This window comes from Alteromonas sp. ABH4_456 (assembly GCF_056160645.1).
On record NZ_JBSWXO010000013.1, the window covers coordinates 57,381 to 75,230 of the forward strand.

Here is a 17,850-nt window from a genome sequence, read left to right on the forward strand (position 1 = left end):
GAACGTATGGCGCAGATCAAGCTTTCACCGCAAAAGGTTTGCTAAATATGCAATCTCCCTTTAGCCTGAAGCTATGTCGGTAAAATAGCCAAAAACAATAGCTTGCATGGAATGGAACCCGGAACTGCTTAGCCTGCTGTCTATCCCGTTTATCAGCGCGATTGTGGGTTGGGTGACCAATTATCTGGCGGTCAAAATGATGTTTTATCCCATTGAATTTAAGGGGATCAGACCATTTTTTGGCTGGCAGGGGCTGATCCCGGCAAAACGGCGGGAAATGGCTGAAATTGAAGTAGAGCTGGTTCTGGGCAAACTGCTCAGTGTTGAAGAACTCGCCCAACGCCTGGACGGCGAACAGCTGGCCTGTGCCATCGAACGGCGCTTAAAGCAGGTGCTGAAAAGTGTGGTCAACGAGGTGATGGAAGCTTCAGCACCGGATTTATGGGCCGCAGTGCCGGTGCAGGGAAAGAATCTGGTTTACCGCCGGATTGAAAATGACATGCCCCGGGTTGTAAAAAAGCTGGTCACAGATTTTCAGTTAAATATAAATGAAATTCTGAACATCAAAGAGCTGGTAGTCGAGCAACTGGTCGGTTCGCCTTCACTCATCAATGAAATTTTTCTTACTGCCGGGGCCAAAGAGTTTCCGTTCATCGTCCGTTCCGGTTTTTATTTCGGTTTTCTTTTCGGCTTACCCACCATGTTTCTGTGGCACTATTTTCAGGCCTGGTGGTTATTGCCGCTGGGCGGATTGCTGGTGGGCTACGCCACTAACTGGATTGCTATTAAAATCATCTTCGAGCCTAAACGTCCCCGCAAGTTTGGTCCTGTGACTGTTCAGGGCATGTTTCTGAAACGGCAGGCGGAAGTGTCACGAGTGTATGCTGAAATCATCGAAAACAAGCTTATCACTCCGCAAAATATTACCCATGTGATCCTGCACGGCTCCGGGTCAGCATCGTTACTGGAGCTTATCGAGCTGCACGTCAATGATGCTATTGAGCGCTATGTGGCCGTTGCCCAGCCGTATTTCGGGCTGGGTGTCGGCTCTGAAAATTATTTCAAGATGAAAGCGCTGGCCGTACAGCGTATTTTTGAAAACTCAGATAAAGCCCTGTTTTATGCTTACGATTACGCCCATTCTGCTTTACGGGTAGGAGATGATTTACGGGTCCGCATGCAGGCTCTCCCGCCGGAAGAATTTGAAGGCGTATTGCGTCCTGCTTACCGGCAGGATGAATGGAAGCTTATTCTGACAGGCGCATTACTGGGCCTGGCAGCCGGGTTTGCCCAGCTTTATCTGGTGTTTATCTGAACATGAAAACCGCAGACAAAATACTCTACACGGCGCTGTCACTGTTCAATGAGCATGGCGAAAACAGCGTAACCAGTGTAGATATTGCCATGGAACTGGATATCAGTCCGGGTAACCTGTACTACCATTACAAGGGCAAAGAAGTGATTGTTGAACGCCTTATCAGCATTCACAAAAATCAGATGCTGCATGTACTGCGAAGTGATATTGCCGCCCGCATCAGTGCGGAAGATGTGTTCTATTATTTCTACATGATCATTGAGAAACTGCATCTGTTTGAATTTCTTTACCGGAGTCCGGCAGATCTTGCCGAAAAGTATCCTCACGCCCACAAGGTGAGAAATCAGGTGGTGAGTGCGCTGGAAAAACAGATAAGCAATGTATTGCATGCGCTTAAATCCTCCGGTTCTCTGACCCTGGAAAAAGCGGAGTTACCTCTGCTTACTGAACTGTTAACCCTGGTGTTGACCCAGTCGTTTCAATATGACCAGCTTGGTCGCAGCCTTGACGGTGAATCTCAGCGATATCACTGCCTGTCTTTATTAATGATGAGTTTATTGCCGCGGTTAACCTTACCGGAGGGCACCCTGGCTGAACTGAATCAGGGGATTGCCCGTCACACTCTGGCAAACCTGAAACATACTGACTGGACGGACGGGGAAGACTGATGGGCCGCTCACTGTCTTTTCTGGACAAGTCTTTCTGGCTGGCGGAGTCTGACGCCAGTCCCAAGCATGTGGGTTGTGTGCAGATCCTTGAAATGCCTGAGCAGGCATGTGCTTCAGAGTACGTCAGGGCGCTTTACGAAGAAGTAAAATCGCACACAAAAATTACCCCGCCATTTAATTGTAAGGTTAAAACGCTGCTGGGTTACCCCCTGGGTTTGCAGCCTGTTAAGCACATGGATATGGATTATCACGTGCAATTTCATATTACTGAAAACATTCAGGATCGCAGACAGCTCGATAAACTCACCGAAACGCTGCATGCTTCGCGGCTCGACCCGGAAAAGCCACTCTGGCAGTTCATTTTTTTGCATGACAACACCAGCCGTCAGTTTGTGATTTATGCGCGGGTGCATCATCTCTACGGTGACGGCGCAACGCTGGTTCGCTGGTTTCAGGCCGGATATACCGCCGGACCTGCAGAGGAGGAGTTTACTCCGGTCTGGGCACTGAAACGGCTGCGCCACAAAAGAAAGCATCTGGTGCGCTGGCGCGACAGGTTGTTCGCTGTCTGGCAGGGACTCAAAACCAGCTGGCAGTTTTTCATCATTATGTTGCGGCTGCTGATGAAGCTGGTGCGTATTAACACCCATTACATGCCGTTGCCCTTCAGTGGTACGCAAACGCCTCTTACCGGTCAGGTGAGAGCGGGCAGGGCGGTAACTACAACAGACATCGATTTTGCAGAGATTAAAGCGCTGGCAAGACGCACGCGGGCATCTGCTAACGAAATATTGCTGTGCGTATTTGATATTGCGGTTCACCGTTTTCTGAAAGATCACGGACAGCGGTTTACCCGTCCACTGTATACCAATATGCCGGTTAATTTGCGTAAACCGGGCGAGAAGACCACCGGAAATAAAATTGCCATCGTGCCTGTTGAACTGGCCCACGGCGAGCGGGACCCGTATGTGCGGTTAAGGCAAATCATTGTGAATCACCGCATCGTCAAACATGCTGCACAAAAAGCGACACCGGGGGCATTTAAAGCGTACACCATCACTATTCAGGCGGTATCACTGGTGTTTGAATGGTTGCACTTGTCAGACTTCGTCAAGCCCATTGCGAATATCTTAATCTCAAACCTGCCCGGACCAAAAGAAGCCCGTTATCTGAAGGACAGCAAATTACTGGCCTGTTATCCGGTGTCCACCATGACGCCGGGCGGCGGCGTGAATATCACACTGATGACCTACAACGGGACGGCAAACGTGGGGATGGTGTGCTGCAACCGGCATGTCAAAGACATCAGCCCTCTGGCCGGTTATGTCCATGAAGCTTTAGCCATTCTGGCCCGTTCGCTGGATGAACCCGGAGTGGGTATTGAAGATATCGGCGAGCAGATTGAAAGTTATCCCCGTTCGGTCATTGCTGAATAGTGTGAAGGTTTCATTAACCTCAGCGGAAACTGAATCTCAACCCGCCGTTGACCACGAATACCTGTTTTCCCCAGCGGTGAAAAACAACTTCCCGCCAGTGGCCGCCTAATGCATAGCTGAGATCCTGCGTTTCAGCATGGCGCTGCAACACCGCATCAATTTCCGGTTTGTGATAGTCCAGAATACGCTGTTTGTTATGATCAAGATACAGGCGCAGATACGACAGCAAACGGTCAGTTTTGCCGGTGGTGGCGATACTGGCAATATTCAGAAGAGGTGCACTGATAAACTCAGTCAGTGACTTACCCAGTTGTAACCCGGGCACAATCTGACGGATCAGTGAGCGGGTGTCATTGAGCAGCGCATAGTTGTCATTAACCAGTTGGATAGCGTCGGATTTGAGATCCTCAATACTGATCACATGGTTTTGAATATCGTAAACCGGCGTTCCGCTTATCACGACAATGACATGGGCACGGTAAAGCGGGGTATCGAGGACCGTAATGTTGAGTTCTGCAAAACATTGCAGTGCCAGCCTGTTTGATTCTTCCTGACCGTGAACCTGTGCTTCCGTGATAGTCAGGCGGGCCTTTCCTCCCGGTACATCAAACGGAAAAGAGCGGGGGAACAGGGGAGTCAGTAACGCCTGTAGTTCTTGTGTGGTGTAGTCATCATACGTCAGTCTGCCTGTTTTTATCATCAGGCCGCAAACGGCGACTTTCCATTTTTCCCGCCAGCTGAGTGTCAATCCTCTGTCCCTGTGGTTCAGTCTGTCACTACAGTAACATAAAAAACACAGACAATAGCCGACAATTTGTTAAACTGGTAAGAGCAGTTGAATAAGCACATTGCGGGTGGCGTATGGTTGAAGAACAGTATGATTATGTGATCACCGGAGCGGGATCTGCCGGCGCAGTGCTGGCAGCCCGTTTGTCAGAAAATCCGTCTGTTACTGTGTGTCTGCTGGAAGCCGGTGGTAAAGACAACAATCCGTTCATCCATGTGCCGTTCGGATTGTCTTTGCTCAGTCGTTTTGACAGCATTGGCTGGGGATATTTCACTGCACCGCAAAGTGAGCTGAATGACCGCGAACTTTTCTGGCCCAGAGGGAAAACCCTGGGGGGCAGCAGTTCAGTCAATGCCATGTGCTACATTCGCGGCCAGCGGGAAGACTATGATCGCTGGGCTGAATCCGGCGCTGCCGGCTGGAGTTACAACGAAGTGCTGCCATGGTTTAAAAAGGCAGAAGATTATCACGGCGGCGCAGATGCTTATCATGGCACCGGCGGTCCCCTCAGAGTTGAAAAGCTTCGTCATACCGATCCGCTTTCCCGGTGTTTTGTGAATTCTGCAGATGCTGCCGGTTTGCCTGTCAGAACCGACTTCAACCGTGAACAGCGGGAAGGGCTTGGCTTTTATGATGTCACCCAAAAGCACGGCCGGCGCTGGTCCACGGCGCAGGCGTATCTTAAACCGGCGTTGAACCGGCCCAATCTGACGGTACATACCCGGACGCTCACTGAAAAAGTACTTTTCACCGGTAAAACCGCCAGCGGCGTGCAGGTGCGGTATAAAGGCAAAGGTCGCCGGATCGGCGCACGTAAAGAAGTCATTCTGTGCGGGGGGGCAATTAATTCACCGCATTTGCTGATGCTCTCCGGGGTAGGACCCCGTGACATGCTGATGGAAAAAGGCGTGCATGTGGTCGCGGACTCCCCGGGAACAGGCCGTAACTTGCAAGATCATCTGGACGCTATTGTGCAATACCGTTGCACGTCCCGTCAGGGCTATGCTGTCGCCCTTTCTGCTATACCCTCATACATAGCAGCCGGTTTCCGGTATTTGTTCACATCAGGTGGCCTGCTTTCTTCTAACATTGCTGAAGCCGGCGGTTTCGCTTCTTCTTCTCTGGCGCAGTCCGGTCAGCCGGATCTGCAATTTCATTTCCTGCCGGCCATTCTGGCTGAACATGGCCGCCGCTCGGTTTACGGATACGGTTTCGGGGTTCACGTTTGTGCCTTGTATCCGAAAAGCCGTGGCAGTATCTCTTTGCAAAGCAGTCATCCTGCTGACCATCCGCTAATCGAGCCTGCTTATCTCACCCATCCCGACGATAAAAAAGTGCTGCTCGAGGGGGTTGCTCTGGCAGACAAGCTGGTAAACAGCGCGGCTTTCGATGACGTACGGGGGAATCGACTATCACCGCCACAAGGGAATGACGATGAAGCAATGCTGGACGAATTTATCCGTGAGCATGCGGAAAGTATCTATCATCCTGTGGGCACTTGCAAAATGGGAGCGGCAGACGATGAAATGGCGGTGACTGACAATCAGTGTCGCGTAAAAGGGGTTAATGGCCTGCGGGTAGCAGATGCGTCGGTCATGCCTGTGTTGCCCGGGGGCAATACCAACGCGCCGGTGGTGATGATTGCCGAGCGGGTGGCGGACCTGATCATCCGCAGTGCCGGCCATCCCTGAGCCGCCGGGTTTTCTGCAAAAGGTACTTCGCCTTCAGGACTTACTTTAATCCGGCAGAGCGGATAAACACGTCTGCGGCACAGTCGCACATTTCGCTGATATGCGACTCGTCGGCGTAAATACCATCAATTAATAGTCTTGCGATACCGTGCAGGGTACTCCACGTCACCTGCGCCAGTCTCAGTGCATCCTGATCCTCAGGGAGCAGGCCACAGGACTGCCAGGTACGGGTCATAGTGAGCTGGTATTGGAAGCAGGGATAAGCAATGTCTTTCAATTGTGCTGTTGCCTGATCGTTGTGCCATAACGTCCGCCCGAACATCAGTTCATAGACCTGCGGGTGGTTCGCGGCATAATTGACATACTGGTGGATAAAGCGGCGGAAACGGGTAGCCGGAGTCAGATCTTCCTGTTCAAAAATAGCTCTGGCGGAGGCGTGCCAGTCGTCAAACCCTTTAGCAGCAATAGCACTGAGTAATGCATTTTTATCTTTAAAATGGTGATACGGGGCGGTTCTCGATACGCCCGTTACCTCTGCCAGCTTTCTCAGCGACAAAGCGTCTATGCCATTGTCTTCAATGATAGTGGTGGCCGCTTCAATGAGCGCACTGCGTAAGTCACCGTGATGGTAAGAAGAACCGGAAGTCATAGCGTTTCCTGATAAGTCGGTAAGCGGAGTGTCCCGTTTAATCTTGACACTGTCAACATTGGTGTTATCTTGACAGTGTCAAGTTTGCGTTGTTCATCAAACCTGGCTACAAATTCAATGACAGGCAACCATCAGGACTAAACATGAGCACCACCACGTATCCGCATCTGTTTCGCCCCCTTGATTTGGGATTCACTCAGTTAAAGAACCGCGTCATCATGGGTTCTATGCACACCGGGCTTGAAGAAATGCCGGGCGGGCACAAACACATGGCCGCATTCTATGCCGAACGAGCCCGGGGCGGTGTGGCGTTGATTGTGACCGGTGGGATCGGACCGAATGAAGAAGGCTCTACCCATCCTGCCACACGGCGCCTGGATTCCGATAAGGCCGTTGCCCATCATCGTGAAGTGACGGATGCGGTGCATGCAGAAGGCGGGAAAATTTGTATGCAAATCCTGCATACCGGTCGTTATGCCTACTCAGAGAAACTGGTGGCGCCATCGGCTATTCAGGCGCCGATTAATCCGTATAAACCTAAAGCGCTGACAGAAGAAGAAATCGAACAACAGATCAGTGACTTTATTTTTGCTGCCACTCAGGCGCAGAAAGCCGGTTATGACGGTGTGGAAATCATGGGTTCTGAAGGGTATTTCCTGAATCAGTTTATTGCAGCCCGCACGAATCAGCGTGATGATGACTGGGGAGGCAGTTATGAGAACAGAATGCGTCTGCCGGTTGAAGTGGTGCGCCGTGTCCGCGAAGCCACCGGCGATAACTTCATCATTATTTACCGGCTTTCCATGCTGGACTTAGTCGAAGGCGGCTCCACATACGATGAAGTGGTGAAGCTGGGGCTGGCTATTGAGGAAGCCGGCGCGAATCTTATCAATACCGGGATCGGCTGGCATGAAGCGCGAATTCCTACCATTTCAACACGGGTGCCGCGGGCTGCTTTCACCTGGGTGACTGCGAAGTTTAAAGCGGCGCTCAATGTACCGCTGATAACCTGTAACCGCATCAATACACCGGAGGTCGCAGAGGCCGTGCTGGCGCGGGGAGATGCGGACATGGTTTCCATGGCGCGGCCATTTCTGGCAGACGCTGAGTTCGTTATTAAAGCTGAACAAAACCGCAGTGATGAAATAAATACTTGTATTGGCTGCAATCAGGCGTGTCTGGACCATATTTTTAACGGCAAACTCACCAGTTGTCTGGTGAACCCGCGGGCCTGTCATGAGCTGCAACTGCAAATTTCGCCGGCGCAGTCAGTGAAGCATATTGCTGTGGTCGGGGCCGGTCCTGCAGGGCTGGCGGCGGCGACTACCGCTGCACGGCGGGGGCATAAAGTCACGCTGTTTGACAGTGCATCTGAGATTGGCGGTCAGTTTAATATCGCCAGACAGATCCCGGGCAAAGAAGAGTTTAATGAAACCCTGCGCTATTTTGCCCGTCAGCTTGAGCTTACCGGCGTAGATGTTCAGCTGAATACCAGAGTGACCGCAGATACACTGAATAATGGCAACTTTGATGACGTTATTCTGGCTACCGGTATTACCCCGAGAGTGCCCGATATTGAGGGGATTGAACACAGTAAAGTTCTCACCTATCTGGACGTGATCAGAGATAAAAAACCGGTGGGTAAACGGGTCGCGGTAGTCGGTGCCGGTGGGATCGGTTTTGATGTGTCTGAGTATCTGTCACACGGGAAGAATGCGCCAAGCCTGGATATTCCCGTTTTCATGAAAGAGTGGGGCGTGGATATGACACTGACAGCAAGGGCTGGTGTGGAAGGGGTTAAACCTGCACCAGAGCCGTCATCCAGAGAAATCTTCCTGCTCCAGCGGAAAACTTCCAAAGTGGGCGCGGGTCTGGGTAAAACTACCGGATGGTCTCACCGCGCCAATCTTATGATGAAAGGAGTGAAAATGATCGCGGGCGTTACCTATGACCGCATTGATGATGAAGGTTTTCACTGCACAGTAGAGGGCAAGTCAATGGTACTACCGGTAGATAATGTGATCATTTGTGCCGGACAGGAGCCGCTGCGGGCATTGCAGGAAGGCCTGACGAAACCGTGTCATCTTATCGGCGGTGCAGATGAAGCCCGTGAACTCGATGCCAAACGGGCCATTGAGCAAGGAACAAAAGTCGCAGCGGCTTTGTAACGGTTCGAAGCAGACTAAGCCCGGTTTTATAAAACCGGGCTTAGTGAATGGGATCCAGCAGCAGCGCATTCCCGGCCTGGTCAATGCGGAAGTGAAACCGCTTGAGAATATTCATGCCTAACAGCCCCTCAGTGCCATCAAGCGTACCCGGTGGCAGCACCAGCACCGATACATCCGCCAGTCGCCACGGACCAAACTCTACTTCTTTTAATGTTACCATTCGGGCGTCTACCCGGCCGCCTGCGGTATTGACTGCAAAATTTCCCAGGTTCCGGTAATTTCCCCGTCTGGCTACTTGTCTGAATACCTCCGTCGTCACCGTTGTAACCGATGCACCGGTATCTACCAGCAATCTTGAGTGGCGGCCGTTAAGTGTCAGTGGCGCGAGATAATGATCGCCGGTTTGTTCCAGCGGCATCCTGAATGCGTTACCGGATACCTCACGTTCTTCCTCCGTGGGCGGGGTATCTTCACTTTGTGCGTCTGCGGCCTGAGGATACAGCACACGCCGTAACGCTTCAGCCTGCGGGTCTTCAGATGGCAGTGAAGCCAGTACATTTTCCATCAGCGTAAATTTTTGCTGTCTGCCATACGCCTCTGCCAGTTGCAGGGTATAAAAACGATCTTCCGGCCGGTACTGGTAAAGTGGCTCCACAAACGCCGCAAGGGTGTCCCAGTCGCCGGCGAGCCGGAGCTTTTCTGCTGCGGTATCTGCCATTTGGGTAATCAATACGGAGATGTCCTGTTCGACCTGCGGCGGAGGGTTTCGCTCAAGAATTTTGTAGTACTGGATGATAGCTTCACTTAACGGTTCCTCACGTTTTACCCACATTGCTTCCAGCAGTAACAATTCCCAGTTATAGGGCTGGTCTCTGAGGGCGGCAGTGAGGGCAGGAAAAAAGCGTGGATCGCCATTATTAAACCAGGCTTGCAGTGTAGCCGCTGAAGGCCTTTCCTCCTGCATGGGATCTGAGGCTGAAAGGGGGAAGCTTGTCGGTGCGGGGGCTTGCACAGCAGGGCGAATACTTTCTTCAGTACTGTCTGCCAGCGGCACAACCTGCTGTGTAACGGTTTCCCGGCGGGTTACCAGCAATATGCCGTTAAGGGTGAGAGACAACACAAGGGCAGCCAGCAACCATTTGTTCACGACGTTGTCACCGCTTCAGTATACGTATTTTTAAACGGTGCAGGCATACGCGCAGGGGCACCGGTTTTTAAATTGACGCAAACAAAACGGGTTCTGGCGGCAAACACCGTTTTCCGGCGCACGGGACAAACAAACTGGAAGCGTCGCTCAAGGTTCAGCTTACCGTCGCATTCCACAATCCAGGTGGCACACAATAATGTATCACCTTCGTGACAGGGTAACAGATAGTCCAGTTCGTGACGGTGGATCACCATACCTTTACCGCATGCCCGGTAATCATTGAATGTCAGTCCCAGATGATTTGAATGTGACCAGGCCAGCGACTCCAGCTGTGACAGATAGGCCACATTGTTAACGTGCTGATAGTGATCTATGTGGGAGTCGTTTATTTGCCATGGTTTAACGAAAGGGGCAGGCAGTGCCCATTCCGGCTGGTAGTCATCGTTCGGGTACATGGGGTACAGGATTGTTTTCAAGGCTAAAATCGTCGGAAAACAGTTGTAACATTAATTGTTGCTCACGGGCAATAACCGGTCCGGTAAAGCGCTCAACATCGCCAAGTTGTCTGAAGGTATCGTATCCCCGCTGCAAAAATTCGTGCAGAGAAAGAAGTCCCGCCAGTTTTGCCGGACGGCGGGATACCGAGATAAGCATACCAATACCCCGTATTTTAATGATTGCGGCCAGTTGTTGTCCCAGGTGCCGGATGATGTCAATTTGCTGTGTTCTTGCTGCTTTATCACCCGCTTCACGGTAGGCCAGAGCATAGGTATTGTTGTTAAGCGGCTGGCACTGTAGTGCCTCAACAACCTTTTGATCCAGTTCAAAAGAGAGGGCATTCAGTGCAAGGGCGTCATCCAGCGCCTGCATGGCTTTGTCCGGCAATACTTTTGCCAGTTTCGGGATCACCCGCACGATATCAGCATCCCGCTGTGAAAAATCTTTCGGTCCGTAGAGCTCTTCTGTAAAAAAGGCCATAGCCTGGCGGTACTGTGGCTGAGCCGCCAGATCTGCGTGAGTCACCAGCAAACGTTCACACTGCCATTCTTGCAGGGCATGGATAGCCGGCAACTGGCCCATTTTTTCTGCCATGTTTTTCAACGCATTCACGCGGTGGATGTGCCTGACAATACCGGACGTGGTGTTCAAATCTGCTCTCCTTATGTTCACATCAACATATCACATTCATCCTCAGATTTGGCGGAATGACCGGCATTTGGTACTATGCGCAACCTCTTTTCAGGCTTGTCAGTGAGTTGAATGCAGCAACAAAATTCAGCCTTAAATACGATGCAACCACAAATGCAGTTTACCCCGCAGGACGATACCGATCCGCAAGTGGACGAACTCATCCGCCTGTTTGACGCCACTTTCGCTGAAAACTGGAATACCCGTCTTGTGCGCGGCGATGATGAGCCGGTGTATTTGCCTGCGGGTGATGAAGTACCTTTTCACCGCATCGTTTTTGCCCACGGTTTTTTCTCCAGTGCGTTGCATGAAATTGCGCACTGGTGTATCGCCGGTGATAAACGGCGACTGCTGGAAGATTATGGTTACTGGTATTGTCCTGACGGCCGTGACGCCAGTCAGCAGAAAGCTTTTGAACAGGTGGAAATTAAACCGCAGGCAGTGGAATGGGCTCTGACGCTCAGTGCCGGGCGTCAATTCCGGGTCAGTACGGATAATCTGAACGGGGCAGAGCCTGACCGTGAAGCGTTCACCGCAGCTGTGCATCAGCAACTGGTGCAATATACCCGTACTGGGTTTCCACCCCGTGCCGGTATGTTGATGACAGTACTGCAGGCGCATTTTAATACGGCGCCGGTTACTACAGAACGGGCAGAGGCATTAGCATGAGCGATAAATTTCGTCTGGGCGTGGTGGTTAACCCGTTTGCCGGCATTGGCGGTGCGGTGGCACTCAAAGGCAGCGACGGTGCTGCGGTACGTGAACAGGCGCTGGCGGCCGGAGCGGAACAACTTGCGGGTATTAAAATGACCCGCGCGCTGAATGTACTCAGTTCGCTTGCCGGTCAGATAACTGTGATAACCGCCTCCGCTGAAATGGGTGGAAACAGTGCCCGTGAGGCCGGTCTGACAGCAAAGGTGGTATACACACCCGCACAGGCACAGACTGAAGCTGAAGACACTGAAGCTGCGGTGGAAGCCATACTTGCTGAGGGGATCGACTTACTGTTATTTGCCGGCGGTGACGGCACTGCACGAAATGTGTGTCAGATTGCAGAGCTGCAAACGCCTGTGCTGGGCGTACCGGCCGGGTGTAAAATCCACTCCGGTGTATATGCAGTAACCCCCGTAGCTGCCGGTGAAGTGGTGGCTATGATGGTTCGCGGGGAGCTGGTGAGTGAAGCCCCGGCGGAAGTCCGTGACATTGACGAAGAGGCATTTCGTCAGGGCAAAGTACTGGCAAAGCATTTCGGTGAAATGCGGGTCCCGGATTCACTGACCTACGTTCAGGCCGTCAAAGCCGGCGGCAAGGAAAGTGATGAACTGGTGCTGGAAGATATCGCGGCCTTTATCCGTGAAACCATTGAAGATGAGCCGGACACGTTTTTCGTGATGGGATCGGGTTCCACCGTGGCCGCAATTATGGATTCAATGGGTCTGGATAATACGCTGCTGGGCGTCGATGTCGTGAAAGACGGAGAACTGGTGGCGTCGGATGTGACAGCGGTACAGCTGCTTGAACTTACTGACGGCCAGCCGGTTAAACTGGTCATTACAGTGATTGGTGGTCAGGGGCATATTTTTGGCCGTGGGAACCAGCAACTCTCACCGTCATTTATCCGCCGTACAGGGAAGGAAAATGTGCTGATCACCGCTACAAAAACCAAATTACAGTCTCTGGATGGCCGCCCTCTGCGGCTCGATACCGGTGACGCTGAATTAGATACCGCACTTGCCGGCTATTTTCCGGTGATCACCGGATACCGGGACAAAGTGCTGTATCCTGCAAAATAAGGAGACTTTATGGAATTTCCCGCCGCCGCCCCCACTGAATTTATCGGGCAATCCGGACACATCGAAGACGCGCTGGATGGTGTTGTTGATCATGGTAGTGACGATGAACTGTTTATTGCCAGCTACCTGCAAGGTCATTTTGCGGTGATTGCCAGACAACAGGAAATGCAGCCTGATGCGAGCCTGGCCACCCTGGACGAAGCAATGCAGGGCAGTTTACAAGCTGCTTTTGATAATAAAGAACTGGAAGATGAGGATCAGCGGCTGGTCATGGCGCTCTGGCAACGTCTTCTTGCCAGTGCAAAATAGTTACTACCTGATGACAGCTTTTCCCTGAAGCGGCAGACTCTTGCCGCTTCACCTCTTTCCCGCCGCCTTAAAACCCGCTTACCGGTTACTGAATTCCCCTCTGCCCCGCCACATCTTTGACGTTCCCACATGGTACGAAAATTGCGAATACCTAAGCAGACAATAAATGGCGGGTTAACGGGCCGGAGTAATGAGTACTAAATATCTGAAAAAGACAGTCCCTGCAGCATGGCTGGCAGCAGGCAGTTTAATGCTCGGAGGCTGTGCCGGAGAGAGTCCTTCGGTGGTGATGCAGGAAGAAAATATGGCGTTACCTGCATTAGGCAATATGGAGTACCACACTTACGTACTGGCGAATGAGCTGTTTGCGCAGCTGCGTCCTTCACGTCAGGCGAAATATGCCGTTACCGGTTTTGTGCCGGCAGATACCATGAGCTGGAACAGCAAACAGCAGGACCCGCTGATGATGCTTGGCCATCAACTTGAAGAGGGGTTGATCACTGAAGCCGCAAAACGGGGCTTTACCACTCAAGAGTTTAAGCTCACGGACGATATAATAATGGGAGAGTATGCAGACCGCGTACTCACCCGGGATATCGAACAACTTCCCGGCATCGAACGGGTCGATTTTTATATCACCGGCACCATTGTCCGCCAGCAGGCCGGTGCTATGGTTAACGCCAGAGTGATAAACGCCAGAACAAAAGATGTCGTGGCTGCTGCGACACGTTTCTTTCCTGAAGGCTTGTTCTGGGAAGAAGAAAAGATCACGACCCGGAACGGGCGGCTGTACAGAACTGAGGATAAGGGGTAATGCCAATGATTTTTCAACGCAATATGATTGCCATGGCAGCAATGCTGGTCAGTATTTCAGGTTGCTCTCTGCTCAGCGATGAAGAGACCGCAGAAGCGCAGCCGGGTGCAGCTGAGCCGGTGATGAATGTCATTGATGTGCGTGCTGAAGATCGCGCTGAAGTTGTCGCCGCAGAGCCTGAAGACGAAGCTGACAGTTTCGGTGCTATTGGCCAGCCGCCTCTGTACAGCAGTGTGCAGGGAGCCTATCAGGGCCGTCCTCTGAACCGTCATGTTGGCGATTATGTCAAGAACATGACTCAGGACCTGGTTTCCAACATGGAGTACGTCACCAATAAAACGCCGGTGGCGGTAACCAATTTCGCTATGCTGGACTCTGATCTCCAGCACACCAATTTACTGGGTCATCAGATGGCTGAATCGTTTATGCACGAACTGCATAAATATCGCATTCCGGTAGTGGATTTTAAAGCAACAGATTACATCAGAGTAACAGACAGCGGTGATTTTCTGCTGAGCCGTGACTATCTCGACTTAAACAGCAGCCTGCCCATTGATTACGTTCTCACCGGCACGATGGCGAAGCATCAGGGCGGGGTACTGGTAAACGCGCGTATTCTCGGCATAGAAAGCCGCGCTGTGGTGGCGTCCGCCCAGTTACTTATACCGTTTTATGTCGTGGATGCGCTTATTCCCAGCGACAGCAACGGTAAAAGTGGCATCCGGGATGGTGTGAAGCTGACACGGGGTTAAGACGATGACGTTTGCCAAACCTTCAGTTCCGGCTATCACAGTAATATCAGGCCGTTTACTGGCTGTTATGCTGGTAGCCGGGCTCTCCGCCTGTACCACCATTGATGAACACTACCATGCTTACATGGATGGTGAGGGTGATGCTCACACGCAGCCTGCGCAACCGCCGGGTGACAGTGCGGCTTCATCTTCAACGTCAGAAGCGACTTCCTATCCGCAGGCTGATGTGGTGACACATGCTGCACCAGAGGACATTGCACCTGAGAGCAACGCACCGGTGAACATGGCAGCGGTGCCTGAGACAGCACAATGGCAATACCGGCCTGATTCCCGTGACCGTAACCCGGAGGCCAGTGAACAGACAGGGCCGGTAGCGGTTGAGTGGCACGATCCTCTTGTAACCGGCTATCAGCCGGACAGAACACACAAAGCGCTGGCAGACTATGCATCCCAACTGGCAATGCAACTGATGGACTCTGCTACAGAGCTTAGCAGCAACGATTTAATCGGTGTGGCAAGCTTCGTAAGGCTGAACCGGTCGCTGCAGGAAACCACAGTGATGGGAAATCAGCTGGCTGAACTGCTCATCGCAGAATTGCAGAGTTTTGGTGTGGGTATTGTCGATTTTAAAATGGCTGATGCGTTGACAGTCACGCCGTTTGGCGATCTGGCCATGACACGGACCGGCGAAATACAGAGCCGCTCAATGCAGATGGATCATATTCTCACCGGTACCCTTATCGAAGAGCCCAGAGGTGTGCGGGTCAATGCACGTATTGTGTCCGTTGATAAGCATCAGGTTGTCGCCAGTACCAGTCTGCTTGTTCCGTCTTTTATGGTTACTGCGCTGAACAGCGGCAGCCAAACCGGAAAATAGTCATCTTTTAGTATGAGATTTCCCGCCGGCCACCGATAAATACTTTCCTATCGGGGCAGGCTGGATTATTATTCATACTGGCGTTTGAATGCCACATTCAAATTGCCGCTCTGCGCCGGCATGGTGTTATGACTCAACCATCTCCATAGCACTCTGCCCGGCTCAGGGCGCCACTCCTCTGATTGAATTTCTGATAGCAAACCTTTGCGGTGCGGTTGCCTGAAGTAAAGACTCCGGTGCCGGTAGCGGTGTATGAGTTAACTGGCCTGTCAAAATTTGCGCCATTAACGGCGCCGTAGTTAACCCTCTTGAGCCGAGTCCGGTTAAAGTGAACAGTCTGCCGGCAGGCGGCTGTGTCTGGCTGCTGAGTGGCTTTCCGGTGCTCAGGGCGCGGTATTCTTCGTACAACACGTCATTACTCAACAGTTGTCCGCTTGCGGGCTGGTGATCCGGCAATGTCAGACGGATTGCTGCTCTGGCTTTTTCGTCGTGTTGAAGCTGCGCTACCCAGCTGTCTGCCCCCATTGCTTTTTTATGTGTCGCCAGATTTGTCTGTGTGTCGCTTTCACGCACATCACACCGGGTATCATCTTTTCCATAGGTAGACCCCAGAGCATGGCGGTTATCCATTTGTGGTGTCATGTAGCCTTTATGACAAAGTACGGTACGCAATGCACTGACTGATGGCTGGCCGGGAATAGCCTCTACCTGACCCCGCACGGGACGAAGTGGCAATGCCGTCATCTGCGGAATATGGATACTGTCAGCACCGGTGGCAATGACCGCGTAATCAAAGTGCTGTTCTTTTCCGTTAACACAAAGGGTGACGCCATCTTCCTGTTCAGTAACAGCAGTGACCTTTGCGCCGGTTTGAACCCGGATATTTTCGTCGCAGCCGGCAATTAACGCACTGACCAGTTCCGGCGGGCAAACCCAGCCACCCAACGGTATGTGCAGTCCGCCGGCGGGCAACGGAACACCGGCAAAATCACTGGCATCCTGCTGAGATATGGCGCATACAAGTGCTTCAGGCCAGACTTCGCTGTCCAGCAATTTAGCCTGTCGTTCACCTACCGTTTCGCTGAAATTAAGTTGCAGTACGCCACACCAGTCGTGTGTAAAAGGCTCCGGTAACTGCCGGTACACCCGGCTGGCGTATAAAAAACCGTGAGCCTGAATTTGACTGGCAATACTCGCCTCACTGTGAAGCTGAGGATAAAAACCACCCTGAGGATTACCCGATGCGCCCTGAGCAAGGGTTTCATCTGCACACAAGACTGTGGCAGAGATCCCTGTACGGCTCAGGCTCCGGGCCAGAGTTGCTGCTGCCAGTCCGCCGCCGATAATTGCCAGGCGGTGGTTTGCCGTGACTGCATCGTTATTAAAACGGGAGTAAGGCGGTGCGGCGGGAGCTGAGTGCTGGCCATCAAAATATCCGCCCAGCATGTCGCGCTTGCGGCCAAAACCTTTACGTTTTTCAACAACAAAACCGGCGTCTCTCAGGCCCCGTTTCACAATCCCTGCTGCGGTAAACGTGCCGAAGGTTGCGCCTTGTCTGGATACTCTGGCCATTTGTGAAAACAAAGCTTCCGTCCACATGTCCGGGTTTTTACCGGGCGCAAAACCGTCCAGAAACCAGGCATCAATCAACCCGCGGGGCGGTACGTGCCATTGGGGCAGTAATTCATGTACATCGCCAATCCATAAATCCAGCGTGGTGTGAAATTCATCAAAGTGAAGTCTGTGGCAACCCTGAATGGATAGGGGATAGTTATTCAACAGCGCCTTTGCTGCCTCCTCTAATACCGGAAATGCGGTCAGTGCCCTGGCCAGATCGTCTCTGGCCATGGGGAATTTTTCTGTTGAGAGGATAAACAGCTGTTTCAGCGGGTGCTCAGGATGCTCTGCTCTGAACGCAGCGAAGGCCTGCATTGCCACCAGGCAATTCAGGCCGGTGCCAAAACCGGTTTCCGCAATAACAAAGTCGCGGCGGGTATGTGCCAGCCAGCGCGCCGGAATATCGTTACCGGCAATAAACACATGATGGGTTTCATCAATGCCACTGTCGTTGGAAAAATAGACGTCATCGAAGTCGTCAGCAACCGGAGTGCCGCTGTCATTAAAATAAACTTGCGCAGTGCGGGATTTCACGTTTTGATATTCTGCAAGACAAACATTGGGTGATCATACCTTGCATGATACATTGAGCAAAGCAAACACGCGGGGTTGAAGCCTGTTTTCTCTGTGTTGATGAAA

At 52.1% G+C, this 17,850-nt stretch carries 17 protein-coding genes; 11 read left to right on the top strand and 6 right to left on the bottom strand.

The genetic code is table 11. The features are described 5' to 3' along the window. The first annotated feature begins 106 nt into the window (after window positions 1–106). The 3 genes from ACXAG2_RS17595 to ACXAG2_RS17605 are packed head-to-tail and all read left to right on the top strand — an operon-like array spanning window position 107 to window position 3,419. On the top strand, window positions 107–1,315 hold the full coding sequence (locus ACXAG2_RS17595; RefSeq protein WP_474852758.1) for a DUF445 domain-containing protein: 1,209 nt from the start codon (window positions 107–109) through the stop codon (window positions 1,313–1,315). A gap of 2 nt (window positions 1,316–1,317) precedes the next feature. Next, the gene (locus ACXAG2_RS17600; RefSeq protein ID WP_474869131.1) at window positions 1,318–1,983 is read left to right on the top strand and encodes a TetR/AcrR family transcriptional regulator; all 666 of its coding nucleotides are present in this window, start codon (window positions 1,318–1,320) and stop codon (window positions 1,981–1,983) included. Beyond that, entirely contained in the window at window positions 1,983–3,419 is a 1,437-nt protein-coding gene (locus ACXAG2_RS17605; RefSeq protein WP_474869134.1) for a wax ester/triacylglycerol synthase domain-containing protein, read from the top strand. The genes ACXAG2_RS17600 and ACXAG2_RS17605 overlap by 1 nt, the downstream gene beginning before the upstream one ends. 19 nt (window positions 3,420–3,438) lie before the next feature. Here the strand turns inward: ACXAG2_RS17605 and ACXAG2_RS17610 are convergent, their stop codons facing one another. Further along, a complete protein-coding gene (locus tag ACXAG2_RS17610; protein WP_474846475.1) occupies window positions 3,439–4,167 on the bottom strand; it encodes a DUF4403 family protein in 729 nt (242 codons plus the stop codon). Window positions 4,168–4,280: 113 nt separating this feature from the next. Between ACXAG2_RS17610 and ACXAG2_RS17615 the strand changes: the two genes are divergently transcribed. Further along, the gene (locus ACXAG2_RS17615) at window positions 4,281–5,897 is read left to right on the top strand and encodes a GMC family oxidoreductase (RefSeq protein WP_474869136.1); all 1,617 of its coding nucleotides are present in this window, start codon (window positions 4,281–4,283) and stop codon (window positions 5,895–5,897) included. 40 nt (window positions 5,898–5,937) lie between these two features. Here ACXAG2_RS17615 and ACXAG2_RS17620 read toward each other — a convergent pair whose 3' ends face one another. After that, the gene (locus ACXAG2_RS17620; RefSeq protein ID WP_474869138.1) at window positions 5,938–6,546 is read right to left on the bottom strand and encodes a TetR/AcrR family transcriptional regulator; all 609 of its coding nucleotides are present in this window, start codon (window positions 6,544–6,546) and stop codon (window positions 5,938–5,940) included. Window positions 6,547–6,689: 143 nt separating this feature from the next. Here ACXAG2_RS17620 and ACXAG2_RS17625 point away from each other — a divergent pair, with 143 nt between their 5' ends. Beyond that, window positions 6,690–8,714 carry an oxidoreductase gene (locus ACXAG2_RS17625; RefSeq protein ID WP_474869140.1) on the top strand — a complete coding sequence of 675 codons (2,025 nt, stop codon included), beginning with the start codon at window positions 6,690–6,692 and terminating at the stop codon, window positions 8,712–8,714. Between the two features lie 40 nt (window positions 8,715–8,754). Here ACXAG2_RS17625 and ACXAG2_RS17630 read toward each other — a convergent pair whose 3' ends face one another. Genes ACXAG2_RS17630 through ACXAG2_RS17640 form a run of 3 tightly spaced genes read right to left on the bottom strand, consistent with a single transcriptional unit; the run spans window position 8,755 to window position 11,010 of the window. Then, window positions 8,755–9,861 (bottom strand): retropepsin-like aspartic protease family protein, encoded by a 1,107-nt coding sequence (locus tag ACXAG2_RS17630; RefSeq protein ID WP_474869142.1) that lies wholly within the window; start codon window positions 9,859–9,861, stop codon window positions 8,755–8,757. After that, window positions 9,858–10,316 carry an acyl-CoA thioesterase gene (locus ACXAG2_RS17635; RefSeq protein ID WP_474846465.1) on the bottom strand — a complete coding sequence of 153 codons (459 nt, stop codon included), beginning with the start codon at window positions 10,314–10,316 and terminating at the stop codon, window positions 9,858–9,860. The genes ACXAG2_RS17630 and ACXAG2_RS17635 overlap by 4 nt, the downstream gene beginning before the upstream one ends. Next, window positions 10,300–11,010 (bottom strand): DUF8198 family protein, encoded by a 711-nt coding sequence (locus ACXAG2_RS17640; RefSeq protein ID WP_474846463.1) that lies wholly within the window; start codon window positions 11,008–11,010, stop codon window positions 10,300–10,302. Before ACXAG2_RS17640 ends, ACXAG2_RS17635 begins: the two co-directional genes overlap by 17 nt. A 141-nt stretch (window positions 11,011–11,151) precedes the next feature. On the opposite strand from ACXAG2_RS17640, the gene ACXAG2_RS17645 reads away from it, so the two are divergent. From ACXAG2_RS17645 to ACXAG2_RS17670, 6 genes are all read left to right on the top strand, one after another. Beyond that, window positions 11,152–11,718, top strand: coding sequence for an elongation factor P hydroxylase (locus tag ACXAG2_RS17645; RefSeq protein WP_474869230.1), 567 nt, complete (start codon window positions 11,152–11,154; stop codon window positions 11,716–11,718). Next, complete coding sequence (locus tag ACXAG2_RS17650; RefSeq protein ID WP_474869145.1) at window positions 11,715–12,842, top strand: ATP-NAD kinase family protein; 1,128 nt, start codon at window positions 11,715–11,717, stop codon at window positions 12,840–12,842. Before ACXAG2_RS17645 ends, ACXAG2_RS17650 begins: the two co-directional genes overlap by 4 nt. 9 nt (window positions 12,843–12,851) lie before the next feature. Then, entirely contained in the window at window positions 12,852–13,151 is a 300-nt protein-coding gene (locus ACXAG2_RS17655) for a YfcL family protein (protein WP_349587696.1), read from the top strand. 190 nt (window positions 13,152–13,341) lie between these two features. Continuing rightward, window positions 13,342–13,965, top strand: a complete 624-nt coding sequence (locus ACXAG2_RS17660) for a FlgO family outer membrane protein (RefSeq protein WP_119501833.1) — start codon at window positions 13,342–13,344, stop codon at window positions 13,963–13,965. Further along, a complete protein-coding gene (locus ACXAG2_RS17665) occupies window positions 13,965–14,717 on the top strand; it encodes a FlgO family outer membrane protein (RefSeq protein WP_474869147.1) in 753 nt (250 codons plus the stop codon). The genes ACXAG2_RS17660 and ACXAG2_RS17665 overlap by 1 nt, the downstream gene beginning before the upstream one ends. 4 nt (window positions 14,718–14,721) lie before the next feature. Then, on the top strand, window positions 14,722–15,594 hold the full coding sequence (locus ACXAG2_RS17670) for a FlgO family outer membrane protein (protein ID WP_474869150.1): 873 nt from the start codon (window positions 14,722–14,724) through the stop codon (window positions 15,592–15,594). A 162-nt stretch (window positions 15,595–15,756) separates the two neighbouring features. Here the strand turns inward: ACXAG2_RS17670 and mnmC are convergent, their stop codons facing one another. After that, window positions 15,757–17,745, bottom strand: a complete 1,989-nt coding sequence (gene mnmC, locus ACXAG2_RS17675) for a bifunctional tRNA (5-methylaminomethyl-2-thiouridine)(34)-methyltransferase MnmC2/FAD-dependent 5-carboxymethylaminomethyl-2-thiouridine(34) oxidoreductase MnmC1 (RefSeq protein ID WP_474869153.1) — start codon at window positions 17,743–17,745, stop codon at window positions 15,757–15,759. Between the last annotated feature and the right edge of the window lie 105 nt (window positions 17,746–17,850).